24 protein-coding genes are annotated in these 26632 nt (G+C 48.0%); 19 read left to right on the forward strand and 5 right to left on the reverse strand.

Annotation, left to right across the window (positions count from 1 at the left end; genetic code table 11):
- Positions 1-290: 290 nt before the first annotated feature.
- The 11 genes from GT1_RS13155 (at position 291) to GT1_RS13205 (ending at position 13075) form a co-directional block, all read left to right on the forward strand.
- Complete coding sequence (locus GT1_RS13155) at positions 291-929, forward strand: B12-binding domain-containing protein (RefSeq protein WP_188399151.1); 639 nt, start codon at positions 291-293, stop codon at positions 927-929.
- A 30-nt stretch (positions 930-959) separates the two neighbouring features.
- Complete coding sequence (locus GT1_RS13160; protein WP_188399152.1) at positions 960-2372, forward strand: trimethylamine methyltransferase family protein; 1413 nt, start codon at positions 960-962, stop codon at positions 2370-2372.
- Between the two features lie 561 nt (positions 2373-2933).
- On the forward strand, positions 2934-3572 hold the full coding sequence (locus tag GT1_RS13165) for a corrinoid protein (RefSeq protein WP_188399153.1): 639 nt from the start codon (positions 2934-2936) through the stop codon (positions 3570-3572).
- 15 nt (positions 3573-3587) lie between these two features.
- Positions 3588-4388, forward strand: coding sequence for a methyltetrahydrofolate cobalamin methyltransferase (locus tag GT1_RS13170; RefSeq protein ID WP_188399154.1), 801 nt, complete (start codon positions 3588-3590; stop codon positions 4386-4388).
- Positions 4389-4444: 56 nt separating this feature from the next.
- Entirely contained in the window at positions 4445-5845 is a 1401-nt protein-coding gene (locus GT1_RS13175; RefSeq protein ID WP_188399155.1) for a trimethylamine methyltransferase family protein, read from the forward strand.
- A gap of 181 nt (positions 5846-6026) precedes the next feature.
- Entirely contained in the window at positions 6027-7625 is a 1599-nt protein-coding gene (caiT, locus tag GT1_RS13180; protein ID WP_188399156.1) for an L-carnitine/gamma-butyrobetaine antiporter, read from the forward strand.
- Positions 7626-7799: 174 nt separating this feature from the next.
- Positions 7800-9338 (forward strand): BCCT family transporter, encoded by a 1539-nt coding sequence (locus tag GT1_RS13185; RefSeq protein WP_188399157.1) that lies wholly within the window; start codon positions 7800-7802, stop codon positions 9336-9338.
- Between the two features lie 90 nt (positions 9339-9428).
- Entirely contained in the window at positions 9429-11393 is a 1965-nt protein-coding gene (locus GT1_RS13190; RefSeq protein ID WP_223226253.1) for a hydantoinase/oxoprolinase N-terminal domain-containing protein, read from the forward strand.
- Between the two features lie 60 nt (positions 11394-11453).
- A complete protein-coding gene (locus tag GT1_RS13195) occupies positions 11454-11870 on the forward strand; it encodes a glycine betaine ABC transporter substrate-binding protein (RefSeq protein ID WP_188399159.1) in 417 nt (138 codons plus the stop codon).
- A 159-nt stretch (positions 11871-12029) separates the two neighbouring features.
- Entirely contained in the window at positions 12030-12212 is a 183-nt protein-coding gene (locus GT1_RS13200; protein WP_188399160.1) for a hypothetical protein, read from the forward strand.
- 176 nt (positions 12213-12388) lie between these two features.
- Positions 12389-13075, forward strand: coding sequence for a vitamin B12 dependent-methionine synthase activation domain-containing protein (locus GT1_RS13205; RefSeq protein WP_188399161.1), 687 nt, complete (start codon positions 12389-12391; stop codon positions 13073-13075).
- Positions 13076-13233: 158 nt separating this feature from the next.
- Here GT1_RS13205 and GT1_RS13210 read toward each other — a convergent pair whose 3' ends face one another.
- The 4 genes from GT1_RS13210 to GT1_RS13225 all read right to left on the reverse strand — a co-directional run bounded on the left by GT1_RS13210 (position 13234) and on the right by GT1_RS13225 (position 16268).
- Positions 13234-14076 carry a prohibitin family protein gene (locus GT1_RS13210; RefSeq protein ID WP_188399162.1) on the reverse strand — a complete coding sequence of 281 codons (843 nt, stop codon included), beginning with the start codon at positions 14074-14076 and terminating at the stop codon, positions 13234-13236.
- Positions 14077-14375: 299 nt separating this feature from the next.
- Positions 14376-14978, reverse strand: a complete 603-nt coding sequence (locus GT1_RS13215; RefSeq protein WP_188399163.1) for a DUF1638 domain-containing protein — start codon at positions 14976-14978, stop codon at positions 14376-14378.
- Positions 14979-15005: 27 nt separating this feature from the next.
- Positions 15006-15764: a 4Fe-4S binding protein gene (locus GT1_RS13220; RefSeq protein ID WP_188399164.1), complete on the reverse strand. Its 759-nt coding sequence runs from the start codon at positions 15762-15764 to the stop codon at positions 15006-15008.
- Between the two features lie 57 nt (positions 15765-15821).
- Positions 15822-16268 (reverse strand): MarR family winged helix-turn-helix transcriptional regulator, encoded by a 447-nt coding sequence (locus tag GT1_RS13225; protein ID WP_109298186.1) that lies wholly within the window; start codon positions 16266-16268, stop codon positions 15822-15824.
- Positions 16269-16609: 341 nt separating this feature from the next.
- On the opposite strand from GT1_RS13225, the gene codB reads away from it, so the two are divergent.
- A complete protein-coding gene (gene codB / locus GT1_RS13230; protein WP_188399165.1) occupies positions 16610-17878 on the forward strand; it encodes a cytosine permease in 1269 nt (422 codons plus the stop codon).
- 4 nt (positions 17879-17882) lie between these two features.
- Complete coding sequence (locus GT1_RS13235; protein ID WP_188399166.1) at positions 17883-19160, forward strand: cytosine deaminase; 1278 nt, start codon at positions 17883-17885, stop codon at positions 19158-19160.
- Positions 19161-19279: 119 nt separating this feature from the next.
- Here the strand turns inward: GT1_RS13235 and GT1_RS13240 are convergent, their stop codons facing one another.
- A complete protein-coding gene (locus GT1_RS13240; protein ID WP_158027106.1) occupies positions 19280-19426 on the reverse strand; it encodes a hypothetical protein in 147 nt (48 codons plus the stop codon).
- 373 nt (positions 19427-19799) lie between these two features.
- Between GT1_RS13240 and GT1_RS22545 the strand changes: the two genes are divergently transcribed.
- The 6 genes from GT1_RS22545 to GT1_RS13265 all read left to right on the forward strand — a co-directional run bounded on the left by GT1_RS22545 (position 19800) and on the right by GT1_RS13265 (position 26621).
- Positions 19800-19922: a hypothetical protein gene (locus GT1_RS22545; RefSeq protein WP_255430442.1), complete on the forward strand. Its 123-nt coding sequence runs from the start codon at positions 19800-19802 to the stop codon at positions 19920-19922.
- Between the two features lie 218 nt (positions 19923-20140).
- Positions 20141-22057 (forward strand): sigma 54-interacting transcriptional regulator, encoded by a 1917-nt coding sequence (locus tag GT1_RS13245; protein WP_188399167.1) that lies wholly within the window; start codon positions 20141-20143, stop codon positions 22055-22057.
- A 229-nt stretch (positions 22058-22286) separates the two neighbouring features.
- On the forward strand, positions 22287-23633 hold the full coding sequence (gudD, locus tag GT1_RS13250; RefSeq protein ID WP_188399168.1) for a glucarate dehydratase: 1347 nt from the start codon (positions 22287-22289) through the stop codon (positions 23631-23633).
- Positions 23634-23720: 87 nt separating this feature from the next.
- Positions 23721-24605 carry a 2-hydroxy-3-oxopropionate reductase gene (garR, locus tag GT1_RS13255; protein ID WP_188399169.1) on the forward strand — a complete coding sequence of 295 codons (885 nt, stop codon included), beginning with the start codon at positions 23721-23723 and terminating at the stop codon, positions 24603-24605.
- Between the two features lie 34 nt (positions 24606-24639).
- Entirely contained in the window at positions 24640-25095 is a 456-nt protein-coding gene (locus tag GT1_RS13260; RefSeq protein ID WP_075757344.1) for a tripartite tricarboxylate transporter TctB family protein, read from the forward strand.
- Positions 25096-25109: 14 nt separating this feature from the next.
- Positions 25110-26621 carry a tripartite tricarboxylate transporter permease gene (locus GT1_RS13265; RefSeq protein WP_075757345.1) on the forward strand — a complete coding sequence of 504 codons (1512 nt, stop codon included), beginning with the start codon at positions 25110-25112 and terminating at the stop codon, positions 26619-26621.
- Positions 26622-26632 lie beyond the last annotated feature (11 nt).

Genomic DNA, 26632 nt, shown 5'->3' on the forward strand with positions numbered 1-26632 from the left:
TTGCGATAATTAGTAAACTGCATTTGTTTTAATATTCGAAAAGGTAAAGAAGGTGTTGCATACAGTTTTGCAAGGTCAGGGGGACGGTGGTATTGTCTTGGCTTGAACTAATAAGACAATACCACCGTCCCCCTGACCTGCTGTTTTCTTAAAAAATATTATGTTATTTTTGCCACATAATCAATAAGTGGCACGAATTGTGCAATAGTTATGGCAGTGGCACAAAGCACGTTTTTACCGGTGTCATCATGCGGATAATCAATACCAAATGTTTAGGAGGTCGGTACTGTATGAGCAATTTTGAAAAGCTGGCAGAAGCGGTGTATCAGGGTGATGATTTAGAGGTAAAGACAATTACCCAGGGTATGGTAGCAGCCGGGGTGAGTCCGATGGAGATTGTCAGCAAGGGCTTGCTGGCCGGCATGGACATCGTAGCGCCCAAGTTCAAGGCAGGAGAGATGTTTATTCCGGAAGTTATGATGTCGGCTAAAGCCTTGTCCGAAGGACTGAGCATTGTCAAGCCGCTGTTGTCTGCGGAGGATTCGGCCAATGTATCCACTTTTGTCATGGGCACGGTAAAGGGCGATTTACATGATATCGGCAAAAATCTGGTAGTTATGTTGCTCGAAAGCGGCGGCTTCAATGTAGTGGACCTGGGTGTGGACGTTACGCCTGAGGCTTTTGTTGCGGCCATTAAGGAGCATAAGCCCCGGATTGTCGGTATGTGCGCACTGCTCACCACTACCATGATGGCTATGCAGGATACCCTTGATGCCATCACCGAAGCCGGCCTGAGAGATAAGGTGAAGGTACTGGTTGGCGGCGCTCCCTTATATCCGGAATTTGCCGACAAAATCGGGGCTGACGGCTATTGTGTCGATGCTGTGGCCTGCAAGGAAATGGCTGCTAAGATAGTGGTCGGTAACTAACAGAACAGGGATAAGAATAGGGGGATGGACATGAGTGTAGCGACTATGACGGAAGACTTAAAGCAGATACATGTGGCAACAATGAAAATTCTTGAAAAAACCGGCATGAAGTTTCTTCATCCGGACGTAATTGAGCTTTTACAGAAAAACGGAATCAAGGTTAACGGGCAAACGGCTTATTTTACCGAAGAACAACTGCTGGAGTGGATTGGCAAGGCTCCGTCATCCTTTATGATGTATGCGCGTAACCCCAGGTATGATATTGCCGTTGGCGGCGATAATGTCGAGTGTTTTCCCGCCTATGGTCCGCCGCTCGTACTGGAGCTTGACGGCAGCAAGCGGCCGGCGCAAATGGAGGATTATGTTCGATTTTTGAAGCTTTATCAGCAATGCAGCCACTTTAATGCCAATGGGGGTATGATTGTCCAACCTGCTGACCATGGTATCGGTGCCTTGTTATACGCTACGCTGCTGCATTCGGATAAATGCATTGTTACCGGATCAGGCAAGGCCGATGAGGTAGAGGCGCTTATGGACATGTTAGGCATTGTTTTTGGTAAAGACGACTTGGCAAATAAGCCCAGAGCGACGACCATTGTCAATACTAATACACCGTTGCAGTTAGACCGTACGATGTTAGAGACCTTATTAGTGTTTACTAAGTATTCTCAGCCGGCAGTTATTGCGGCCTGCGCTATGGCGGGGACGACTGCGCCTATAACCCTGGCAGGCACGATGGCCTTGCATAATGCAGAAGTTTTGGCCGGTATTGCCGTCGCTCAGATGATGAATCCAGGCACACCTGTGGTATACGGAACCCAAACCACCACCTCTGACATGAAGAGCGGCAGTATTGCCAGTGGTTCGCCGGAAGGAGCGTTATGTTATCAGTACGGGGCGCGTCTGGCAAAGGCCTATGGACTTCCTTGCCGGGGCGGCGGCGCTGTAACCGATGCAAAGTCGCTATCAATACAGGCTGGTTATGAGAGTATGCTCACACTATTGGCCGCACATGGGGCAAAAACCAATATCATTATCCATGCTGCCGGTATTGTTGACAGTTATGGCTGCATAAGTTATGAAAAGCTGATTGCAGATTTTGAGATCATCGGTATGGTCAGACGTTTCTTAAAAGGAATAGAGGTTAACGAGGAGACTCTTGCCATTGATGTAATTAATAACGTAGGTATTGCCGGTCATTTCTTAACTCAGACTCATACTATGCGGCACTGCCGTAAAGAATCTTTCTTACCGGAAATAAGCCTTAAAGGGGCTGTTACTGGTGATCCAAACCAGGAAATACTGCAGAATATCCATAAAAAGATGGATAAAATGCTGGCAGCGTACACAAGACCGGAGCTGCCTGAGGCTATTGCCCAGGAACTTAAAAAATATCTCGCAGATAAAGGGATTGACCAGGCAGAGCTTGATAAACTGGGCTAGATAGACCAAAAGGCCGCGTTGGACTGACGTTTAACGCGGCTTTTTTTGCTGATTAACAGGATGTAAGGTTGTGTGTGTTTAAAAGGGCAACATCGGCTTCTACCGTCGCCAAAGGTTCGGTGCAAGCCGCATTTTCTTTACCGCCTGCAAATATTCCTATCAACTGAAAGGAAAACTTTCACTGCCTTGCACTACTTTTCACAATAGTCAGCAAGGCGCTATTTTGTTGAAATATTCTAAAAATAATGACAGTATTAGCTGTGATTTTTCTGTGTTTGAGTGAAAGGAATCCTTTCGGTAGTGAAGGAAGCCGGCGCTTGTTACGTGGTTTTCAGGGAAAGCGGTTAACCCAGGAACCCGTATTTGCCGGCTAAAGTGCTCCAAAATGCTTTTATTGCGGATAGTTTATTGAATAAAATGAGTAATTTAAAAAATATTTTTATTCTTTACACTGTTTTTATCGCCTGCAAAAAAGGTGGCACGAATTGTGCAATAGTTAGAAGCGACGGCACAATAACGCTGAGGGAAAGAAGAAATCAAATTTTAGGAGGCAGATATTGTATGAGCAATTTCGAAAAGTTAGCAGAAGCGGTATATCAGGGTGACGATTTAGAGGTAAAGACGATTACCCAGGGGATGATAGCAGCCGGTGTGAAGCCGATGGAGATCGTCAGCAAGGGCTTGCTGGCCGGTATGGACATAGTCGCGCCCAAGTTCAAGGCAGGAGAAATGTTTATTCCTGAAGTTATGATGTCGGCCAAAGCTTTGTCTGAAGGGCTGAGCATTGTCAAGCCGCTGTTGTCGGCGGAGGATTCGGCCAATGTATCCACCTTTGTCATGGGCACGGTAAAAGGCGATTTACATGATATCGGTAAAAATCTGGTGGTTATGCTGCTGGAAAGCGGTGGCTTCAATGTAGTGGATCTGGGTGTGGATGTTACGCCAGAGGCCTTTGTTGAGGCTATCAAGGAGCATAAGCCCCGGATTGTCGGCATGTGTGCATTGCTCACCACTACCATGATGGCCATGCAGGATACCATTGATGCCATTACCGAAGCCGGCCTGAGAGATAAGGTGAAGGTGCTGGTCGGCGGCGCTCCCTTATATCCGGAATTTGCCGAAAAAATCGGGGCTGACGGCTATTGCGTCGATGCGGTTAGCTGCAAGGAAATGTCTGCTAAGATAGTGGCTAATAACTAAAATGGAGGTTACGTTGTGCTAATTGTAGGAGAACTGATTAATACCAGCCGGAAGGCCGTCAGCGAAGCCGTTGAGGGGAAAGATGCCCAATATATTCAGCAAGTGGCCCGGGAACAGTTAGAGGCAGGCGCTAACTATATTGACGTCAACTGCGGCAATAAGGTGTTTAATGAAGTGGAGTATATGCAGTGGCTGGTAACTACCATTCAGGAAGCCGTGCAGGCGCCGCTTTGTATCGACAGTCCCAACCCGCAGGCACTGGAAGCCGGACTGGCTCTGGCCAAATACGGTACACCGATGATTAATTCCATTACCGACGAGGGGCCAAGATTTGAGGCAATCCTGCCCTTGGTACTGAAGTATAAAGCCAAGGTAGTTGCCCTGTGCATGGACGATCATGGGATGCCGGAGACGGCGGCAGACCGCATGCGGGTGGTAGACAGCCTGTATCGCAAATTGACTGCGGCAGGGGTTAAGGATGACGATATCTATTTTGACCCGTTGGTAAAACCTGTAAGCAGTGTGCAGACAGCAGGGGTCGAAGTGCTGGAGACCATCAAGCTGATAAAGCAGAACTATCCTGACGTTCATTTTATGTGCGGCCTGAGTAATGTGTCCTACGGGCTGCCTAACAGGAAGGTGCTGAACCGGTTGTTTGTGGCTCAGACCATGACGCTGGGGATGGACGGCTATATCTTGAATCCTACCGATAAGAGCATGATGGGAGTCATTTATGCCGGCGCGACGCTGTTAGGTAAAGATGATTACTGCATGGGCTATTTAAAAGCTCATCGTAAAGGACTTTACGAAGAATAAACAAGTTATAGCTTCTGGTTTCAAGGGGAGCTAGTAATAAGGAGGAAATAAAACACATGCAGAGATATCAGACAGTTCGCACGGAGGATATCGAAAGAATCCATCAAACCTCGCTTAAAATCATGGAGGAAGTCGGTGTCATCTTTAGTTATGCGCCGGCCCGGGAGATTTTGGCCAAAGGCGGCGCTAAAGTTGAGGGAGAAACAGTCTATTTCCCTAAAGGTATGATAGAACGGGAACTGAAGCATGTTCCCTCCTCGTTTACCCTGCATGGCCGCAACCCGGAAAAGAACGTTGAGTTTAATACGGAAGAGACGAGATTTGTGGGTCCTTATGGTGCGCCGTTCGTCATGGATCTGGACAATGGCCGGCGGCCAGGCACCTTGGATGATTTTATCAAGCTGGTAAAATTATGCCATATGATGAACAATATCGACGTTCAAAGTCATATTTCCTGCGAACCTGGTGATACGGATGCCGATACCCGCCATCTGGACATGGTTTACAACACCCTTAAATACAGTGACAAACCGCTTATGGGCAGTGTTTTGGGCTATGAAGCCGCAAAAGAAAACATTGAAATGGCAGCAATTGCTCATGGCGGGCTGGATGCCATCAAAGATAAGCCTGTAATTATTTCTATTCCTTGCACCTTGACGCCACTTAGCTATGACGACAAAATGGCCGGCGCCATCATCGCTTATGCCGAATACCGCCAGCCGCAGCTGGTTAACTCGCTCTGCCTTGCCGGAGCCACCTCGCCGGCAACTATTGCCGGAAGCATCGCCGTGCAAAATGCGGAAATTTTGGCAGGGATTGTTTTGGCTCAGTTAGTAAGTCCCGGCACTCCTATTGTCTATTCTGCTTCCGGTTCCAGTACCGATATGCGTTATGGCAACCTGTCCATCGGCGCCCCCGAAAGCGCTCTCTTCTCGCTGGTCAATGGACACCTGGCAAAATATTATAAGATTCCCTGCCGGATAAGCGGTACTCTCTCCGACAGTAAACAGGTCGACGCCCAGGCAGGCTATGAGTCCATGATGACCCTGCTGATGGCGCAAATGGCCGGCGGCAACTTCATTCTCCACTCTGCCGGTATTTTGGATACTTATAATTGTGTATCTTTCGAGAAATTAATGATCGACGATGAAATTATCGGGATGGTAAAACGGATTGGCCGGGGCGTTACCGTAAACGACGAGACTTTGGCATTCGATGTTGCTAAACAGGTCGGTCCCCGCGGCGAATATATCACCAACAAACATACCTTCGCTCATTTCCGTAAAGAGTTTTATCAGGCTCAGTTGAGTGACAGAGCCAGAGTTAACCAAGACGGTCTGACGATAGAAGAGCGGGCTAATGCACGCTGGAAAAAGATGCTGGAGGAATACGTACAACCAGCATTGCCTGAGGATGTAGACGCTGAGCTGCAGCGCTATATCGCCAGCAAAAGATAATTAAAAACAAGTCAGCAGCCAGATAATAAAACCCCATTTCCTTCTGTGAAGGGGTGTCCGGAGGGCGGGGTGGTTTCCACTTGCCGAAAAGACCACGCCGTCTAAAGCGACACCTCTCCACTGGGGGAGATGGGGATATTTTTTATGGGTTTGAGGCATTGAAATATAGGGGGAATGGCGCATGAAAAAAGATAGTGGTGCAATTGATAAACTGTTGTTTTGGCCGCCCTTAGTATTGGTTGGGATTATTAGTGCAGCAATTATCGCTAATCCCGAGGCGAGCTCAGCCACCGCAAATAAAGTGTTTGCGTTTTTAAGCGGCCCGCTGGGATGGACATATCAGCTCTTTGTTTTGATTAATTTTGCCGTGGTGCTTTATTTTGTGTTTGGCAAGTTTGCCAATAAACGTTTTGGCGGCGATAAACCCGAATTCAGCACTTTGAGCTGGCTGGGGATGCTGTTTTCCGCAGGCACGACGGCAGCCATTGTGTATTGGGCTCCCATTGAGTTCTACATGTATCTGTCAGAACCGCCTTTTGGCCTGGAACCGTTCTCACCTCAGGCCGCGGCAATGGCTTCTGCGTATCCGTTGCTTAACTGGGGGCCGAGCAGCTATGCTCTCTATGTGGGGATTGGCGTAGTATTTGGCTACATATTCTTTGTGCAGGGTACAGATGTATTCAGGCCCAGTGCGGCTTGCCAGGAATTCATGGGCGAGTACGGCGGCAGATATGTCGGTAAGGCCATTGATGTTTTTTATATGGTTGGTATTATCGCCGGCATTGGTACCTCCATCGGTCTGGGGACACCGCTTTTAAGCGAGGTTATTACCAGGATCACGGGTATACCGCACACGCTGGGCATGGATGCGGCGCTGCTGGTTAGCTGGACAATTCTTGTGGCCATTTGCGTCTATGGCGGACTGGATAAGGGGATTAGATTCCTGAGTGATTTCAGGAACTATCTGGGCTTTGGTTTGCTGGCCTTTGTGTTGGTGGCTGGACCGACTTCGTTTATCTTTAACAATTTCTTTGACAGCCTGGGCGTAATGCTTACGAATTTTTTCCGTATCAGCTTATATACTGATCCGATTCAGCAATCGGGAATTCCGCAGAACTGGACGATCTTCTACTTTGCCTGGTTCCTTTCCTTTGCGATCAGCACAGGGATGTATCTTGCCAGAATATCCCGAGGCAGAACAGTGCGGGAGTTTACGCTGGGTGCGACACTTTCGGGTGTAACCTGTGTATACACCTATTTTGCGATATTTGGCAACTACACGCTTGACTTACAAACCAGGGGAGTAATCAATCTGGGGGAAATTATTAAAACCCAGGGTGTACCGGGAGCCATTGTCGAGATATTTTCCACCTTGCCTATTAGCTTTATTATCTTACCCATAGTTTTGGTACTGCTGTTTATCTCCAATGCAACCGTTATTAACGGTATCGCCTATACACTTGCTATGGTAACAACAGCAAAGCTGGGGGCTGGCGAAGAACCGGCAAAATGGAATCGCGTATTTTGGGCGGTGGTTTTAGGCGGTTTTTCGCTCACGCTGATATTCCTGGGAGGTATGAAGCCGCTGCAGACCTCAGTAGTTGCCAGTTCCTTCCCGGCCATGTTTATCATTGGGATTATAGTATATGGCTTTATCAAGAAGGCCGGTAAGGACTGGAATGACACACAGCCGGAACCCTGTGAAACGCCCCAAAATTTTACCTCAGGTACAGGTACTGAAGTACCGGTTGAGCCGCGCAAGGGTAATGAGTCCTGCTGATATTGAATGTAATTAATCAGTTGCTTGACTGACCGGAATTATTGTGCCGGTTGCAAACACTATGAGAGAAAAATACAAGGTTACTACGGAAGCTAATTTCGGCATACCTTGTATTTTTCACTCTATGGCTAAGCTTTAGCCGGTGTATTTATATCAGGAAAAGAGGGCTAACCCATGACGAATATTTTTGGCAAGATTGATAGAGCGATGTTTTGGACAGCCATTATTATTTCCGGTATTTTTGTTGGCTGGGCTGTTATCACGCCGCAAGGTATGACTGAGGATCTGGGGAAGATTTTAAAGTTTTTCACAGAATATTTTGGTTGGCTCTTTATCAGCGGGGTAACCATATTTTTGGCGTTTTGTCTTATTCTCGCCTTCAGTAAATATGGAGATATCAAACTTGGAAAAGATGAGGATGAACCGGAATACAGTACCTATGTGTGGATTGCCATGCTATTTAGTGCCGGTATGGGGATCGGGCTTGTTTTCTGGGGGATTGCCGAACCAATGACGTATTTTGGCAACCCGCCTTTTGGGGAGGCTAATAGCCCGGAAGCAGCAGCTATAGCTATGCGTTATTCCTTTTTTCACTGGGGTCTGCACCCATGGTGCATGTACGCAGTAGTTGCAATGTCTTTAGGCTATTTCCAATACCGGAAAGGATTGCCGGGTTTGGTCAGTTCCTGCCTGTATCCTATTTTGGGTGAAAAAGGTATCAAGGGTCCTATTGGCAGAGGCATTGATTCTTTTGTTGTAGTAACTACTCTGTTCGGTCTTGCCAATATTTTGGGAATGGGCAGCATGCAGATTAACAGCGGTTTGAACTTTGTTTATGGTCTGCCTAATAATACGGCAGTAACCTTGGGGATTATCGCAGTTCTTACTGCGATGTTTTGTGTTTCCTCGGCTGTTGGCATTGAAAAAGGCATGAAATTTTTGAGCAAATCTAATATGGTGCTTTTCTTTTCGATGATGGCGTTTATGCTGGTTTTTGGTCCTACAAGATATATTATTAACATGTTTTTTGAAACGCTGGGACAATATTTTCATAATATTGTATGGATGAGTCTCTACCTGGATGCCACCGGAACTGTTGCCAAAAAAGTGGGATATAACTGGGTTGGCAGCTGGACCATATTTTACTGGACATGGTGGATCGGCTGGGCGCCATTTGTAGGCGGATTTATTGCCAAAATATCCAAGGGCCGCACCATTAGGGAATTTGTCCTGGCGGTTTTATTTGCTCCTTCTTTGCTTAGCTTTGTTTGGTTTGCAATTACCGGAGGATTAGGTATGGATATCGACTTAAACGGAGCCGGGGGAATAGCGGCAGCCGTGGCTAAAGATGTTACCAGTGCATTGTTTGTGGCTTTGAGTCATCTGCCTATACCGGCAATAACCAGCACAATTTGTATAGGGCTGATTTTAACTTTCTTTCTTACTTCTGCTGATTCGGCAACCTCTGTATTGGGGCAAATGACCTCCGGCGGAGATTTGAATCCCTCCAAGGCTTCAAAAGTGCTTTGGGGAGTTATCGAAGGAGCTGTTGGGGCAATTATTGTAGTAACCGGAGGAGTTAATGCCGTAAAATCTGTTTCTGTTGCTTTTGGCTTTCCCATAATGATTATCATGTTGGTTATGTTATATCCATTTGTTAAGGCAATGAATGAGGATTTGATAAAAAATCAATCTGACAAGAAATCTCAGTAGGAATCCTCATCAATAGAAGAAGTTCTTATAGAACAATGGATACGTCCGGTTCGGGATTACAAGCGTGATTGCGGAAGGGAGATGCGGCAAATGGCGTTTAGACTTGGCATAGACACTGGTGGCACCTATACTGACGGAGTAATATGGGATGATTCCGAACAAAAAATAGTTACCAAAGCCAAAGCACTAACCACACCTGGCAATTTGGTGGAAGGAATAACTAACTGTCTGCAGGCATTGCAGTTTGATGATTTGACCAGAATTCAAGGGGTGGCATTGTCAACGACCCTGGCGACCAACGCCATTGTTGAAGGGCGGGGGTGTGAGGCTGGCCTTCTGTTAATCGGTCATCAGCCGATAGCTGCAATACCGACTCCCTATGTTGAGGTTGTTACCGGCGGACATGATGTGCGGGGCAATCCATTAGCTGAGCTTGATACTAATGGCATTCATTTAGCTCTGGACAGGTTTAACGGCAAAGTGGACGCGGTGGCAATTTCCGGTTATTTCAGTGTCCGCAATCCCGAGCATGAAGCGATCGCCCGCGAGCTTGTCAGCAGTAAGCTGGGAATTCCGGTGGTATGCGGCCATCAATTGACAACAGCACTGGGGTTCCATGAACGGACAGTAACGGCGGTATTAAACGCAAAACTCATTCCGGTTATCGCGGAGCTAATCACTTCTGTAAAAGCGGTCATAAGCAGCATGGGTATTACGGCACCCTTAATGCTGGTAAAAGGCAATGGCACCCTGATGAACGAGGAAACCGCCAGGAAAAAGCCTATTGACACCATTCTTTCCGGACCGGCTGCCAGTGTTATTGGCAGCACTACGCTTGCCGGCTGTCCGGAAGCTATTGTCCTGGATATGGGTGGAACAACTACTGATATTGCGATATTAAAAAATCATAAGCCGCGCATCAGTCCGGAAGGAGCCATGATTGGCAACTGGCTGACACGGGTTGAAGCCGCCGAAATCTATACATATGGCCTAGGCGGTGACAGCTATATTTATCTGAATAATAAAGAACTGATGGTTGGTCCCCAAAAAGTGTGGCCGTTGTCCCTGGTAGTTAGGCAATACCCGTATCTGCAGGCAGAAATACAAGAGCAGGCGCAAACGAAAAGCTGCTGGATGGATTTTCAGCCTACAGATGCTTTCATTCTGGTAAAAGACAAATATGCAAAATGCACGGCGGCGGAGGCAAGCATCATAACATTGCTGGCAGACGGCCCGCATACCTTTACCTATTTGGCAATGCGGCTGCAGGAGGATGGGCTGGAAGAATTTCAACTGTTAGCCAACCTGAGGCGCCTGACAGGCAATGGTGTTGTGGCTAAAACCTCCTTGACACCAACCGATTTGCTGCATGTCATGGGGCAATATACTTCCTGGGATACCAGTGCCGCGAAACTGGGTGTTGCCATTATGGCTAAAGAATTGGGCGTGGATACTGAGCAATTCTTAACAAGGGCATGGGCTGCCATTATGGAGAATCTCTATTTTGCGGTTATTCAAAGCTTGCTCAACTATGAAGGCAGTTCGATTTTGCTGCATAAGAATAAAGACATTAAATACTTATTCCAACAGGCGCTCTATGCAGGCGGAGAAACTTTGGGCTTAAGCGCTCACGTTACTTATCCCATCATCGCCATCGGCGCACCGGCTCATGCCTATTTGCCGCAAATCGCCAAGCAGTTGAATTGCGAATTGATTACACCTGAGAATGCGGATGTTGCCAATGCTATTGGTGCGGTAGCCGGACAGGTGGTCGAGAAGCTGAAGATACTTGTTAAAGCCCTGCCGGGATATGGAGCAGTCGTACATTTGCCCTGGGAAAGAAAAACGGTTTCCGACTATCCGGCGGCTAAGCAGTTGGGAATCGAACAGGGACAATTGCAGGCCAAAGCAATGGCTGAACAGTCAGGCGCAGCCGATATTGAGATTGTAATGGAAGTGGAAGAGGTCTATGGCGACTCAAATAGAAGCTTAGGTGACAAAACCCTGCTGGAAACGAGAATTACGATAATAGTACTTGGTCGTCCAAAATGGTGAGTCTAGAGTCAGGGAACAGTCCCTTGACTTGCGCAGCTAAAATTGCCGGGGAGTGGTAGTATGGTAATCAGGCCTTTATTAAACGCTATCGTATGTGTAGGGATTAATATACTGTGCTATTTCTCGTTAAACTTCTACGAAAAAATTAGCGTTTGGTCATTTCTGGCTATGCAAGTAATTGTTGTACTTTTCATCTTTATTTTTGACAAGGTTTCTATGGCAATAGACAATAAGGATAATGTTGCTCATCAGATTGCGGAGGATTTAATAGCCGGTAATTATTACACCATCGACTATAGCGACGAGGAAACCATGCTGCAGGCGGTGGAACAAGCGATTAAGAATAACGAATGGGTGATTATGACCGGCTGGCAGCCTCATTATAAATTTTTGGTATATGACTTGAAATTCTTAGAAGACCCTAAAGGGTGTTTGGCAAGGAAGAGCATCTTACAACACTGGTTAGAAAAGACCTGAGAGCGGAGAATAAAGAGCTGTATGAGATCATCAGGAATTTCAGACTAAACATGGTTAATTCAGTTTCCCGAACTATTCCAAAGGCATGAAGGCAGCCGGCAAATTGCAGCAGCGGTAAAAGAAGTGGCAAGTCAAACAAGATATCAGGTGGTGGAATGAGTGTCACAATTACAAAACATTCAGGATAGCAGGCAAAGAACTTGTAACCATGAAATTATAGAAGAAGATACAGCGGAAACTATTACTAAAATTGTGGACATTGCAAAAGAAGTTCTATTAATAACTGAACGTGGATTGCCCATGGACGGCAATAAAAAGGAAGAACAGGATACAACACAATAAACCTGTTAAAAAAAGGCAAAAATATCTGGCACATATTGAATATCATAGGTAATTGAGCTATAGTAAACTTAACTATTATAGGGTGAGTTGAGGGTTCCCTGCTCATTACGTTAGGCACCTTAAAAATACGGACGAGTCAGGACCTGGTCTCTGACTCGCGGAAGGGTAGTGATATTATGATTACCAAGCTTGTATATGAAGGTGATTCCATTACTATCGATATGGAGCAGCTATGTAAGGTTCTGCGTGTGAAGCCCGAAAGCCCGCATTTTGCGGGGATTCAGGAATTAGCTCTTGCAGCCCGGAAAATTGCAACCGTCAAAGCTGTATATAAAGTTGCTTTTGTAGAAGCAAAAAGTGAGAGTTCTGTTACTATCGACGGCATAACATTTACCAGCCGGGTGCTGAGCGTGAATCTTGCCGATACTTACCGGGTATTCCCTTATGTAATAACCTGCGGGGAAGAGCTCGCCGCCTGGGCTAAAAATCAGCCGGATATGCTTGAAAACTACTATGCTGACACGATCACCGAGATGATACTGAAAAATACACGCCAGACTTTCTTTGAGCAGCTTGATGAACATTGGGGTCTGGAGAGTACTGCCAATATGAATCCGGGTTCATTGGCTGACTGGCCCATTACCGAACAGAGACCTCTCTTTAACTTAATCGGGGATGTAGAAGCTCTGATTGGGGTTAAGCTTACCGAAAGCTGTCTCATGGTGCCCATAAAAAGTGTTTCCGGTATTCATTTTCCCAAGCAGGGCTCCTGGGAAAACTGCCAGCTATGCCCGCGGGAAAACTGTCCGGGGCGAAAGGCACCCTATGATGAGCATCTTTTTGAAGAAAAATTCAAACTGTGATGCAGTACCGGACGCTACGCTTCACTTCTGCCGGCAGATAGGCTGGCTCCAGTTCACATGAGAATAACCGCTCCTAAAAAAAACGTGAGTCAAGGAATAGTTCCTTGACTCACAATTATTTGTAGTTTGCTTCCGGGAGGTGCAAGTATAATCAGGGGTTATTTCACTTGATTGATATCAATGAACGGGGTGGCTCCCCCTGTTACCGAAGGCATTTTGCCATCCCATTTTTCAATGGCCCTCATTTGCGCTTCAATGCGTCTTAAGTCAATCAATTCCTGCGTGACCTCTTGCTTTTGCAGGCGCAGGGATTCAGCTTCCGCTTTGGCCCGCTCAACTTTTTGCTGGGCTTCAACGGCGATACGCTGGAGGTCAAGCTTGGCTTTTAAGGCATTTTGTTCAGCAATTTGTTTTTGTTCAATGGCATTATTGTATTCTGTGCTGAATTTGAATTCAGTAATATTGATTTCATCAAGTGCCATATGGTAGGTTGACAGTTTGGCGGCCAGGGTTTCTTTGACTTTGGCACTAACCTCTGACCGTTTGGATATCAGTTCTTCCGCCGTGTACTGAGCAGTAACGGCTTTAACGGCTTCGCCTATAGCCGGGGCCACAATGCGGTCTTCATAGGCTAACCCGACATTCTGGTAAAGCGTATTGACCTCGTCAGGTACCAGGTGAAAGTTTACTGCAATCGTAGTGGTCACAATTTGCAGGTCCCTGGAAGCGGCAGTTTGATCTGACTGGGCTTTGCCAACCCGCACATCAACGGGGATGACTTGTTGGACGAACGGAATTTTAAAATGGAGTCCTTCATTCAAGACCAAAGGTTGCACTGCCCCCAGCTGAAGTACGATTCCACGGGTACCGGCTTGTACAATAACAATCGAGTTGAAAGCCAGGAGCAAGAGAATAACTCCTGCTAACACAAACGGAAGTAACACTTTAGTAAATTTTTCACCATTTTTGAGATTCATTTTTATTACATTGTCTTTTTCCATATTAGCCCCCTTAAAAAAATTGTTTCTCCAAGTATAACAGCACTATGCAGAATATGCAAAAAATTCTGCTTGATTTATGCAAAAAAAATGTCAAAAAAGACATTAATAACCCAAACTGGATCATCACTAACCACTTCAGCCAGTGAGGAAGGTATCAGATTGATTGATTCTGTCTATGTAATTAGTGATGTATTACAATGCAAAATTTACCTAATTATGGAATGTTTATAAAAAAGGGTAAGCAGTCTTAGGTCGATGGCGGTTCGAACCAGGACTGCTTATCCTTTTTTGCGGACTCGTCATACCTGCCCTTGTTTCCCGGCCGATATGGCTTGCCGGATGGCTGTTGTAATAGCAGCTTTAAAAGCGGCCAATCCTCCTTGCTCCACTTCAATGGGAATCCGGGTATGTTCAAAAAAATCCAGCAGTTGTTCATCGGTAATTTCGCCTACGCCGGTATCTGTAAACAATATCCTGTCATAACAGGCAAAACTCTGGCGCATGGCAACCTCATCCACACCCCAGCCGGGGTCGAAAATTTCCCGCCATTTGAGCATCCAGCCGGAAGTCAGGCAAAAGGTCCGGGAATCCTGGATATGTTCGCCCAGGATCAACTCAACACAGTTAGCCGGCTCGAACCGGATTACCGGATAATTTTGCAAAAATTCATCAAACCCGGGGTGACATTTGGAACCATAGAGCAGGATGATGCGGTCAGCAACTACTGCATCCAGCGCCTGAAGGACAGCCGTTTTTAATTTTTTTAAATCCACATGCAATTTTGCCGGCAGATAGGTTAGCTCCAGTTTGCATGAGAACAACTTTTCCTGCTTAATTTGCGCTAAAACCTGCTCTAATTCAGGCTGATAAATTTCGCAGGCCAGGAAACATATTTTCATCATTGGCTGGCTCCCTGTTTATATTACGTTCTAAGCTAATCCTATTGGACAGCTCTTGAGACAGTTGAAGCACATATACTGGTTGCCTAAATGCGCCGCCTGCCGCAACCGGGCATATTGTTCATCCATAAGCATCTGCTTTTGTTCCTCCGGCGAGCGCCCTAGTTGTTGTAACTGAAATGTAATATCCGCCATCAGGCCGTAGGGCTGGGAATGCCCCAAACATTTCCTGATATCGGTTTTTCCCGCCTCGTCTAAGGCGCGGGCAGGGCAATTTTCAACACAAAGATTGCATTGGGTGCAAAAATCTTCACATTTGGGTGAAGGCTGCAAAGTGAGGTTGGTAATAATACTGGTGAAAATAACCCGGGTGCCAAACTGGGGATGAATCACCAGATTATGGCGGCCAAACGACCCCAAGCCGGCGGCCACGGCTGCATGCCGCTGGGAAAAATCGGCGAGGGCCTTACGGTCGTTATGAATTTCAAACGGATAAGCAATAGGCATGGTAGCAATTTTGGCCTTGTAGTTACGCTCCAGGAAGCGGGAAATCCGGTAACTGGCAGACCGCGCAAATGAGCCTAAGTCCAGATAGCCGTTCTGAGCCGCGCTCATACTGGGACTTTCACAGCTTGAAAGCGGTTTGAACGCCAGCACAATGATGGACTTGGCCTCAGGCAGGAGTTTGGTGATTTCGTAGGACTTGGGGCTGTGATAGTCCTGAGCGCAGGCAAAGCCAACGTCATCCACACCCAGATCCAAAATATAATTGCGAATTTGTTCTTCCAATCTGAACACTCCTTGTAACTTTATTTATGTGTATATACACTTGTTATAAGAAAAAAATTAGGGCACCAGCGCTTCCAGCTTGGCAACCAGACGGTTAAATTGCGCTGTCTCTGTTTCACCCAGATATTCCTGCAAGGATGCCTGGGCCTGGTCCCATAGCGCCAAAGCACTGCCCAGCGCCGACTTGCCGGCCGCAGTAAGCTCAACCTGCCGGGACCGGGGATCTTCGCCCGCACGAACGGCAATAAGTCCGGCACTCAGCAGCGGCTTCATATTCCGGTTCAAGGTAGTCCGGTCAATCCGCATGATGTGCGCCAGCCTGGTAATGGTAACCGGCTCGGTTTGTTCGAGGTGCCGCAGCAGGGAATATTGGGCAATTTTAAGTCCGCTGGGTTCCAGCATCTTTTCATAAAACGCGCTCACTGCCCGGGAGGCACGGCGGATATTGAGACACAGACAGGGGCTGGACCGCTTCGGGAAATAACCGGCATCAGATTGCATCATGTTGATCACCTTTTCTGTAGTTAGCTGTATTAATGTGCATATACACGTATGTGATGTCTTTATATTATATCCTAAAACTCGTCATGTCAAGCAAAAATTCCACTACTGTGGCTGCCGTCTGATTGTCTTTTAAACGGTCGGTCCACACCTTGACAGCATCCCTTTTTAGTGACATAATAAGACAAAATAAAAGGCACCTTTAAAGGCAGTCCAGAGAGGCTGATAAGGTGAGCGGATTGCGATTAGCTACGCAATGTATTAGCTATCGTGGAAGGCTCTCTGTCAGCAATGGCAGAGAGCCTTTCCGTGTCTACAGGGTGCCTGACCTGAGGAGGAAAAATATGAAAGAAAATGTTCAGCTTGTTGATCGCGATTTTTCATTATCCGAGGTGCCGCAAACGGAAAGACGCGGGTTTTGGTCCATGTTTGTGCTGATGGTTGGTTTTACCTTTTTTAGTGCCAGCATGTGGGCCGGTGGCACACTGGGTGCCGGCTTGACTGCCTGGGAATTTATTTTTGCAGTCCTGGGCGGCAATATTCTTTTAGGTATTTATACCGGGGCCTTGAGTTATATTGCGGCCAGTACCGGGTTGTCGACCCATCTGCTGGCAAGATACGCATTTGGCGAGAAGGGCTCGCAGCTCGCATCACTGATGCTGTCAGTGACGCAAGTCGGCTGGTTTGGCGTTGGGGTAGTTATGTTTGCCCTGCCGGTGCAAAAGGTTACCGGTCTGAACCTGTATCTATTGATTGTCATCGGCGGACTGCTCATGTCGACAACCGCCTACTGGGGAATTAAGGCCTTAACTATCCTGAGTGTGATTGCTGTGCCCTCCATTGCCCTGCTGGGAGCTTATTCTGTGGGTAATGCCGTGGAATCCATCGGTGGCTTGCAAGCGTTAATGCTCCTGGAGCCGGCCGAAAAGCTATCCTTTGCTACGGCGCTGACAATCTGTATCGGTTCTTTCATCAGCGGCGGCACGCTGTCGCCTGATTTTACCCGGTTTGCCAAAACCAAGACCATCGGTGTGTCCACAACGGTCATCGCTTTCTTTCTTGGTAATTCGCTGATGTTTTTGTTTGGTGCGATGGGGGCTGCTGCTACCGGTCAGGCTGATATCTCTGAGGTCATGTTTCTGCAAGGGCTGATTGTTCCGGCAATTATTATTCTTGGCCTGAATATCTGGACAACCAATGACAATGCCTTATATGCTTCCGGTCTCGGGTTTTCGAATATTACCGGCATACCGAAACAGAAGCTTGTCCTGTTCAACGGCTTCATCGGGACACTGCTTGCTTTTTGGTTATATACTAATTTTATCGGTTTTCTGACCTTCCTGGGGTCAACACTGCCCCCCATCGGCGGCATCATTATTGCCGACTACTTCCTGGTACAGCGCAGATGTTATCCGCCCATTGCCGACATGCAGTTTGAAGCCGTAAGATGGCATGCGCTTGCCGCCTGGGCCGGCGGTGTAGCATTAGCCCACTTCGCGCCGGGAATTCCGCCGGTTAACGCCATTCTTGGCTCCGGGGTCGTATATGTAACGCTGTCAGCTTTACGGGGGACAGCGAAAGAGTCTGCAATGCAGCCGCGAAAGGCAGGGTAAGCCAATGTATATCCGGAATGCGCGTTTATGCGGAAAAGCAGGTTTGTGGGAAATTGCTATTAAGGCCGGTCAGATCGTGAGTATTACCGCACAAGCAGACGGTCTTGCCGAAAACCGGGAAGACATGATCGATGCTGAGGGGGGGCTTGTGCTGCCGCCGTTCGTTGAACCGCATGTGCATCTTGACGCGGTGTTAACCGCCGGCGAACCAAGATGGAATGCCAGTGGCACACTGTTTGAAGGCATAGCCTGCTGGTCGGAAAGAAAGCAGCTGCTGTCGCGTGCCGACATCAAGGCCCGGGCGACGGAGGCGTTAAAATGGCAGCTGGCCCAGGGTATCCAGCATGTAAGAACCCATGTTGACGTAACTGACCCGCAACTGGTTGCTTTGCAGGCCATGCTGGAAGTAAAAGCCGAAATGGCGCCCTGGATGGATTTGCAGATTGTAGCTTTCCCTCAGGAGGGTATCTGCTCCTTTCCGCGGGGCTTTGAATTGCTGGAAGAGTCGCTGGTTATGGGCGCCGATGTTGTCGGTGCCATTCCACACTTCGAATTTACCCGGGAATATGGTGTACAATCGGTCAAACAAGCCTTTGACCTGGCGGAAAAGTATAACCGCCTGGTTGATATTCACTGTGATGAAATTGACGATGAGCAATCTCGCTTTATCGAAGTTGTAGCAACCGAGGCGTACGAGAGAGGCATGGGCGAACGAGTGACGGCCAGCCATACAACGGCCATGCATTCCTATAACAATGCTTATGCCTACAAGTTGTTCCGCCTGCTGAAACTGGCTGATATTAATTTTGTCGCCAACCCGTTAGTCAATATCCATTTGCAGGGGCGGTTTGACACCTATCCTAAACGCCGCGGTATTACCCGGGTGAAAGAACTGCTTGAAGCCGGCCTGAATGTTTGTTTTGGCCATGATGACATTGTCGATCCCTGGTATCCGCTCGGGACCGGCAATATGCTGCAGGTGCTGCATATGGGGCTGCATGTATGCCAGTTGATGGGGTATGACCAAATTGCTGCCGCCTTGCAACTGATAACCCATAATAGTGCCAGAACCCTGCATATTCTTGACAACTACGGCATTGAGGCCGGGAAACCGGCCAATCTGATTATCTTGCCGGCCACCGACGGCTATGATGCCATCCGCCGTCAGGTTCCTGTGCGTTACTCGCTGCGGCAGGGCCGGGTAGTCGCCCAAACCCAGCCGGCCCAATCACAACTGTTTTTGCAGGCAGAACCGGAAACGGTGACTTTTGCCAGAAAATAATTGCAGTACATCCTTTGCAACAGCTCCAGCTCTCGGCCAGTGGCCGGAAGCGGGGGCTGTTTATATTTTGGCGTATACGCAAAAAAAAGAACCCACCCGGTAGGCAGGTTCATTTTGACTCACTTTCCAAGAATGGAAAGGGCTAATATATAAAAAACCAATGCTGCAATCGCAAAACAAATTCCTAGAATGAATGGAGCGGCGCGATAGAAGAAGTGCAAAGTATCTAGTGATTTTTCAACAGAACTGAGAAAAGATGCTCTCATTTCAATCCCTCCCTAGATATAATGCTTGTACCTATATTTTATCAAATTTTTGTTGGCATGGATAGTCTTTTCCTATTTATCTTTTCCCATCCGGCTTGCTAATTTTTTGCCGGCCCAGTAACAAAACTCCCCCCTGGTTCATAGCATGTAATATCTCCCCTATCACACAAAAAGGAGGTTTATACTTATGGGATTCGGTTTTGGCGGTGGCTGCGGCAATGGCAGTAATAGCTGGATTATAATCATCATTATAATCATTCTCTTATTCTGCTCGTTCAATAATGATTGCAATTCAACCTGCTAACATTATCCTGTGACTAAACTGCTCCGCACTTGCAATTCAAGCAGGAGTTAAAGACAGCTAAGTCCCTGGATGAGGGCGGCTGACGTTCAGCTGGGTTATATCCAACTGGAGCTGAGTTTGCTTTATCCTGTCATTATTATGCACAACGAATCTATGAGTATCGCCCGCTTAGATTACCGGTTTGTGCCATAGCCCCAAAATACAAGCCGTCTGCCTTCGGGTCGGCGGCCTGTTTATTTTTGTCTGGAATGCATAAGTTTGGCGCCTCAATAATGTCAGCAGTTGTCAGGACCGGCGTCAGCGGGTTTTAGCGGAGGGCATATGGGCCTGTATTGCGCTGTCTGCATAGTTAGCTTAGTCCATACACATTATGTTATAATGTAGAAAAGTAGATAAGCCAGGTGATGTAAATGGGGAAAATTGCCTTCATAGCACCCTCGCCCGAGATGCTGGTGGTAGGCCGGGAAGTAATTGCAGAATTAGGAATGGGGGAGAAGGTTGAGTCTTTTCTGGGGGGCTTGCAAGAGGGAGTTGAGATAGCCAGACAGGCAGAGGCCGCTGGCTTTGACGTTATTGTTACCCGGGGCGGTACGGCCAAGCTCATCCTTGATTCGGAGATAAAGATACCGCTTATCGAAATACCCATCACTATTCAGGATTTAGCGGAAGCCTTGCTTGCCGCACAGGTTATTACCGGGAAAAGCAACCCCAAAATCGGGGTATTGGCTTTTAGTAATATGATTTACAGTATTGAGGTCTTTAGTAAAGTAACAGATATTGATTTAACGATTTATCCTGTGTGCTCGGCCCTGGATTTTGCCAAAGAGGTTCACCGCGCGCTTAGCGTGCAAACAGATGTTATCATTGGCGGAATCGAGATCAACAGACTGGCGGCCAGCCTGGGGTCTAAAACCGTTCTGCTGGTTTCCGGCAAAGATTCCTTCCGGACAGCCTTTCTTCAGGCCAATAGCGTGTCCTATGCCCGGAAGCTTGAAAAAGAGCGGCTGCAAAAATTCCGGGTTTTGATTGATTATTCCGTTCAGGGGATCATTGGCATTGATTGTGAAAAAAGTGTTGAGGTATTTAATAATGCCGCCGAGCGGCTGTTGGGGTGTAAGGCAGTCGCTGCCGTCGGCAGGAATATCGAGGCAATATGTCCGTCTTTGCCTGTGGACAGGACTTTGCAGAGCGGCCAGGCCGGGCTTGGCGAGCTTATTGAGTTCAACGGACGCAAGCTGGTGGCCAACATTATCCCGATCACGATTGACGCCCATGTCACCGGTGTCATGATTACGATTGAAGATGTAGGACAAATTGTGGCAATGGAAGCTACGATCCGCAAAGAAATTTATAGCAAAGGACTCACCGCTCAATACCGTCTGAGCGACATTCTGGGGTCATCGGCCAAGATGACGGAAGTAAAACGAATTGCCGAGGAGTACGCTGCTACAGACGCCACTGTATTAATTATGGGCGCGTCAGGAACAGGCAAGGAAATGTTTGCGCAAAGTATTCATAATGCCAGCAGCCGGCGGCAGCGGCCTTTTGTTGCGGTAAATTGCGGGGCCATTCCCTCCAGCATATTGGAAAGTGAATTATTTGGCCATGTGGAGGGCGCGTTTACCGGAGCCAACAGGAAGGGCAAAGCCGGATTTTTTGAACTGGCCCATGGAGGCACCCTTTTTTTAGATGAAATTGGCGAGATGGGGAAATTAGCGCAGACAAGCCTGCTGCGCGTGATTCAGGAGCGGCGGGTAATGCGGCTGGGGGATGATAAATATCTGCCGGTTGATGTCAGGATTATTGCGGCTACCAATAAGAATCTGGCGCAATTGGTGAAAGACGGCCAGTTCAGAGAAGATCTGTATTACCGGATCAATGTATTGCCCTTGGAGCTGCCGGTCTTAAAAGAGCGTGCCGGCGATGCCGTCAGTATTGCCGAATATTTCATTACTACCTATAACCGCAGATTCTTCCGGTCGGTAACTTTGAGCCCGGAAGCTAAGGAATATATTCGTGTTTATGATTGGCCGGGCAATATCCGGCAGCTTCGCAATGTTATGGAACGCATCGTAGTTGTGGCCAAGGAGAATGTTATCTCCGGTGAACTGATGCGCAGCATGCTGGATATACCGGAAGAAGTTATCATCCCCCGCACCGAAACCGTGCTTGAGGATATTTCGGAAAAGGCCCGGATTCTGCGGGTGCTTGCCGAAAATGGATATAACCAGAAGGAAACGGCTAAATGCCTTGGCATTGACAGAAGTACGCTGTACCGGAAATTAAAGGCCCTGCGTATCGAGGTGAAAAAAATCTGCAACACGTGATGTGGTGTTTGCAACACGTGAGGAAGTCTGCAACAAATGTTGCGGGCTTTTTTTTATATTTCAGAAATTACCGTTTCGATTGAAAAAACTAACAATTGAGACTTTATCGGTGTTGTTCCCTATGATTCGACAAAATAATGAAACATACACGGCTTTGGCATGCTACTTGCATTATCATAGAAACATACAGAGCAATTCTGAAAATCGCATAACTGAATGGAGTGAAATTATGGACTGCCAAAAAAAGCCGGCCGGTACACCGGTTATTACCGAGATGCTGGTTATCCCTGTTGCCGGTCATGATAGCATGCTGCTTAATCTTAGTGGTGCCCATGGGCCCTACTTTACCCGGAATATAGTCATCCTCAAGGACAATGCCGGTCATTCTGGGGTTGGCGAAGTGCCGGGCGGCGAAGGGATCCGCAAGACCCTGGAAGACGCAAAAGCCTTGGTAGTGGGACAATCTGTCGGGAATTATAACAATATTCTTAACAAGGCCCGCAAGAATTTTGCTGACAGGGATGCCGGCGGCCGTGGCTTGCAAACCTTCGATTTGCGTATTGCCATCCATGCCGTTACCGCTCTGGAAGCAGCACTGCTGGACCTATTGGGCCAATTCCTGAATGTCCCGGTTGCCGCCTTGCTGGGTGAAGGACAACAGCGGGATAAAGTGGAGATGCTGGGCTATCTCTTTTATGTTGGCGACCGCAGCAAAACCGATCTGCCTTATCTGAGCGCTCCTGAGGAACAAGATGCCTGGCTGCGTTTGCGCCATGAAGAAGCGTTGACGCCGGAGGCCATCGTCCGGCTGGCAGAAGCGGCCCATGCGCGTTACGGGTTCAATGATTTCAAGCTAAAGGGCGGCGTGCTGCGCGGTGAAGAGGAAATCGAGGCGGTGACTGCGCTGGCCAAGCGTTTTCCCAACGCCCGGATTACTCTGGACCCTAACGGCGGCTGGCTGCTGGCAGATGCTATTAGGCTTTGCCGCGATATGCACGGAATTCTGGCTTATGCCGAAGATCCCTGCGGGGCTGAAAACGGCTATTCCGGCCGTGAGGTTATGGCTGAGTTCCGCAGAGCCACAGGCTTGCCGACCGCAACCAATATGATTGCCACCGACTGGCGGCAAATGGGGCATACCATTCAATTGCACTCGGTGGACATTCCGCTGGCCGATCCGCATTTCTGGACAATGCAAGGCTCGGTACGGGTTGCGCAGATGTGTCATGAATGGGGACTTACCTGGGGCTCTCATTCCAATAACCACTTCGATATATCTTTAGCCATGTTCACCCATGTAGGTGCCGCCGCACCGGGAAAAATTGCGGCCCTGGATACTCACTGGATTTGGCAGGATGGTCAGCGTCTGACCAAAGAACCGCTTAAAATTGTAGAAGGCATGATTGCTGTTCCGGAAAAACCGGGTCTTGGTATCGAGATTGACATGGAGCAGGTGGCAAAGGCCCATGAACTGTACCGGCAGATGGGACTGGGTGCCCGTGATGATTCGGCAGCTATGCAATATTTAATTCCCGGCTGGAAATTTGACAACAAACGTCCTTGCCTGGTTCGCTGATTTGCCAAACACAGAAGTGGTCTCCCGGAGGAAAGGATTTTGACCGCTTCTCAAGAATAAAACATAAAAACTGGAGGTTATGTTAACATGAAAATTGGATTTATTGGATTAGGAATTATGGGTAAACCCATGAGCAAAAACTTGATCAAAGCTGGTTATGATCTGGTAGTGCTTGATATGAACCAAAGCTCGGTGGATGAGGTTGTTGCCGCCGGCGCGGCGGCCGCCGCTACGCCCAAGGCGGTAGCGGAACAGACAGATATTATTATTACCATGCTGCCCAATTCCCCGCAGGTAAAAACGGTAGTGCTGGGAGAAAACGGTGTCATTGAAGGCGCTAAGCCAGGGGCTGTTGTGGTGGACATGAGTTCGATCGCACCGCTGGTCAGCCGTGAAGTGGCCGGGAAACTTGCTGCCAAGGGTGTGGAGATGCTGGATGCGCCGGTAAGCGGCGGTGAGCCTAAAGCCATTGACGGCACGCTCTCGGTAATGGTTGGCGGCAAGAAGGAAGTATTTGAAAAATGCTATGATGTTATGAAAGCCATGGCAGGTTCGGTTGTACTTACCGGTGAGATAGGTGCAGGCAATGTAACCAAACTGGCCAACCAGATTATTGTAGCCATCAATATCGCCGCTATGTCGGAAGCGCTTGTTTTGGCAAGTAAGGCCGGCGTTGAACCGGAACTGGTGTATCAGGCTATCCGGGGTGGTTTGGCAGGCAGCACTGTGCTTGACGCCAAAGCACCACTGGTACTGGACCGCAAATTTGACCCGGGCTTCCGCATTAATCTGCATGTCAAAGACCTGGCGAATGTGCTGGAAACCTCGCATGAAGTCGGAGTGCCGCTGCCGCTTACCGCCGCCGTTATGGAAATGATGCAGGCGCTCAAAGTGGATGGTATGGGCGATAACGATCATGGCAGTCTGGTAAGATATTATGAAAAGCTGGCACAAGTGGAAGTGAAGCGCTAAAGTATCAATAAGTTCAGCAAAAGGCGGAAGGATAATGACAAAACAAGAACGTATGGCAGGCCTGTTGTTAGTTTTGCTTGGTATGGCAGTGGTGTACTATGGCTTTTCCGTTTTGACGGTCGGTACGATACAAGAACCCGGTCCCGGCTTCTTCCCCGCCATCTGCGGGACAGGTATCGTTATTCTCAGTGTAATCTGGTTTATCACCAGTCTTAAAACAGAAGCCTGCGCCGCGCCGCTCTGGGAAAAAGGGGCATGGTTATCTCCTTTGATAGCCGTTATTCTCATAGCCGTTTATGCCTCCATTATGGAAATATTGGGCTATATATTGGCCACAATCGTGTTTTTGATTGCCTGGCAGCAGGCGATTGAACGGGAGAAATGGTTAAAGACAGGGATAATAGCCATTGTCGGTACCACGGTTATGTATGTGCTGTTTGCCTATTTGCTGGGAGTGCCGTTACCGGAGGGAATACTAATAGCTGATTAAAAAGGTGGCTTAAAATGGAAATATTTCAAGGATTAGTTGACGGCTTTGGTATAGCGTTGACTGGAAACAACCTGCTTCTCTGTTTCCTGGGGGCGCTTTTAGGCACTGCGGTAGGCGTATTGCCCGGATTGGGGCCATCTGCCACAATATCTCTGCTGTTGCCGATTGTCTACTCGCTGGGTTCACCGGCTTCGGCGTTAATCTTTTTAGCCGGAATATTTTATGGTGCCATGTATGGCGGTTCAACAACCTCGATACTGCTTAAGATACCCGGCGAGGCGGCATCGGTAGTTACTGCCATTGATGGTTATGAAATGGCCAAAAAAGGACGGGCGGGGGCGGCGCTTGCTATCGCGGCCATCGGCTCCTTTGTCGCCGGTACGGTAGGGGTTATCGGGCTGACCTTTGTCGCGCCGCCGCTGGCGGAATTCGCTCTCCGGTTTGGTCCGCCCGAATATTTTGCCCTGATGCTGATCGGTCTTTTATTGGCGGTGTTTTTGACCGGCGGCTCGGCGTTAAAAGGAACCATCATGCTGTTCGTAGGGATATTGCTGGCCAATGTAGGCGTTGACCCAATATCCGGCAAAGAGCGATTCACGTTTGGTGTTCTGGCATTGCAGAACGGATTTGATTTCGTAACCTTAGCCATGGGCTTGTTCGGCTTAAGTGAAGTTTTTGTTACCCTGGAAAGCAAGGGCGGAGCCGAATTTGTTACCAGAAAAATTGGCAAGCTTTTCCCCAACGCGCAGGAGTGGGCCGAGAGTAAGTGGGCCATCTTCCGCGGCTCGATCATCGGCTTTTTCACCGGCGTTATTCCTGGCGGCGGCGCTATCGTAGCCTCGTTGACCTCCTATGCGGTGGAGAAAAAAATAGCTAAAAATCCGGGCGAATTTGGCAAGGGGGCCATTGCCGGGGTCGCAGGTCCCGAATCGGCGAACAATGCGGCCTCCAGTTCTTCCTTTATTCCCTTGCTGACGCTGGGAATTCCCTGTAATGCGGCTATTGCCATGATTTTTGCCGCCTTGCTGGTTCAGGGCATTACACCAGGTCCTTTCCTGATTGTAGAACATCCCGATGTTTTCTGGGGTGTAATTGCGTCAATGTATATTGGTAATGTCATTCTGCTCATCCTGAATCTGCCGTTAGTGGGGTTATGGGTGCAGTTAATCAGGGTGCCGTTTGGAATATTAGGACCAATTATCGTCATGTTTACGGTGGTAGGCTGCTATAGCCTGGAAAATGACATGTTTAATGTGTTTATGTTTCTTGTCTTCGGTATTGTGGGGTATATTCTGAGAAAACTGTGCTTTGATCCGGGCCCCATGTTGATGGCGTTTATCCTTGCTCCGCTAATAGAGAACGCGTTGCGCCAGTCGCTGTTGATGTCTGCCGGTGATTTTTCGATTTTTGTTTCACGGCCGATATCTGGCACACTGATGGCTGTTTTTGCACTTATCATCATTGGCCAGCTGGTTGTGGCCTTTAAGAACAGGAACAAAAAGGCTGAGTGTGTAGTAGACGAGTAGAACGGTGGGTT

The organism is Sporomusa sp. GT1 (genome assembly GCF_014634905.1).
Classification (GTDB): Bacteria; Bacillota; Negativicutes; order Sporomusales; family Sporomusaceae; genus Sporomusa; species Sporomusa sphaeroides.

What these genes read in the sequence shown, in the direction of transcription:
- GT1_RS13185 (WP_188399157.1), top strand. Translation starts at nt 7,800, where the DNA reads ATGACGAATATTTTTGGCAAGATTGATAGAGCGATGTTTTGGACAGCC.
- GT1_RS13205 (WP_188399161.1), top strand. Translation starts at nt 12,389, where the DNA reads ATGATTACCAAGCTTGTATATGAAGGTGATTCCATTACTATCGATATG.
- GT1_RS13260 (WP_075757344.1), top strand. Translation starts at nt 24,640, where the DNA reads ATGACAAAACAAGAACGTATGGCAGGCCTGTTGTTAGTTTTGCTTGGT.
- GT1_RS13165 (WP_188399153.1), top strand. Translation starts at nt 2,934, where the DNA reads ATGAGCAATTTCGAAAAGTTAGCAGAAGCGGTATATCAGGGTGACGAT.
- gudD (WP_188399168.1), top strand. Translation starts at nt 22,287, where the DNA reads ATGGACTGCCAAAAAAAGCCGGCCGGTACACCGGTTATTACCGAGATG.
- GT1_RS13225 (WP_109298186.1), bottom strand. Translation starts at nt 16,268, where the DNA reads ATGATGCAATCTGATGCCGGTTATTTCCCGAAGCGGTCCAGCCCCTGT.
- GT1_RS13160 (WP_188399152.1), top strand. Translation starts at nt 960, where the DNA reads ATGAGTGTAGCGACTATGACGGAAGACTTAAAGCAGATACATGTGGCA.
- GT1_RS13245 (WP_188399167.1), top strand. Translation starts at nt 20,141, where the DNA reads ATGGGGAAAATTGCCTTCATAGCACCCTCGCCCGAGATGCTGGTGGTA.
- GT1_RS22545 (WP_255430442.1), top strand. Translation starts at nt 19,800, where the DNA reads ATGAGGGCGGCTGACGTTCAGCTGGGTTATATCCAACTGGAGCTGAGT.
- GT1_RS13190 (WP_223226253.1), top strand. Translation starts at nt 9,429, where the DNA reads ATGGCGTTTAGACTTGGCATAGACACTGGTGGCACCTATACTGACGGA.
- codB (WP_188399165.1), top strand. Translation starts at nt 16,610, where the DNA reads ATGAAAGAAAATGTTCAGCTTGTTGATCGCGATTTTTCATTATCCGAG.
- GT1_RS13210 (WP_188399162.1), bottom strand. Translation starts at nt 14,076, where the DNA reads ATGGAAAAAGACAATGTAATAAAAATGAATCTCAAAAATGGTGAAAAA.
- GT1_RS13215 (WP_188399163.1), bottom strand. Translation starts at nt 14,978, where the DNA reads ATGATGAAAATATGTTTCCTGGCCTGCGAAATTTATCAGCCTGAATTA.
- GT1_RS13175 (WP_188399155.1), top strand. Translation starts at nt 4,445, where the DNA reads ATGCAGAGATATCAGACAGTTCGCACGGAGGATATCGAAAGAATCCAT.
- garR (WP_188399169.1), top strand. Translation starts at nt 23,721, where the DNA reads ATGAAAATTGGATTTATTGGATTAGGAATTATGGGTAAACCCATGAGC.
- GT1_RS13195 (WP_188399159.1), top strand. Translation starts at nt 11,454, where the DNA reads ATGGTAATCAGGCCTTTATTAAACGCTATCGTATGTGTAGGGATTAAT.
- GT1_RS13155 (WP_188399151.1), top strand. Translation starts at nt 291, where the DNA reads ATGAGCAATTTTGAAAAGCTGGCAGAAGCGGTGTATCAGGGTGATGAT.
- GT1_RS13240 (WP_158027106.1), bottom strand. Translation starts at nt 19,426, where the DNA reads ATGAGAGCATCTTTTCTCAGTTCTGTTGAAAAATCACTAGATACTTTG.
- caiT (WP_188399156.1), top strand. Translation starts at nt 6,027, where the DNA reads ATGAAAAAAGATAGTGGTGCAATTGATAAACTGTTGTTTTGGCCGCCC.
- GT1_RS13265 (WP_075757345.1), top strand. Translation starts at nt 25,110, where the DNA reads ATGGAAATATTTCAAGGATTAGTTGACGGCTTTGGTATAGCGTTGACT.
- GT1_RS13235 (WP_188399166.1), top strand. Translation starts at nt 17,883, where the DNA reads ATGTATATCCGGAATGCGCGTTTATGCGGAAAAGCAGGTTTGTGGGAA.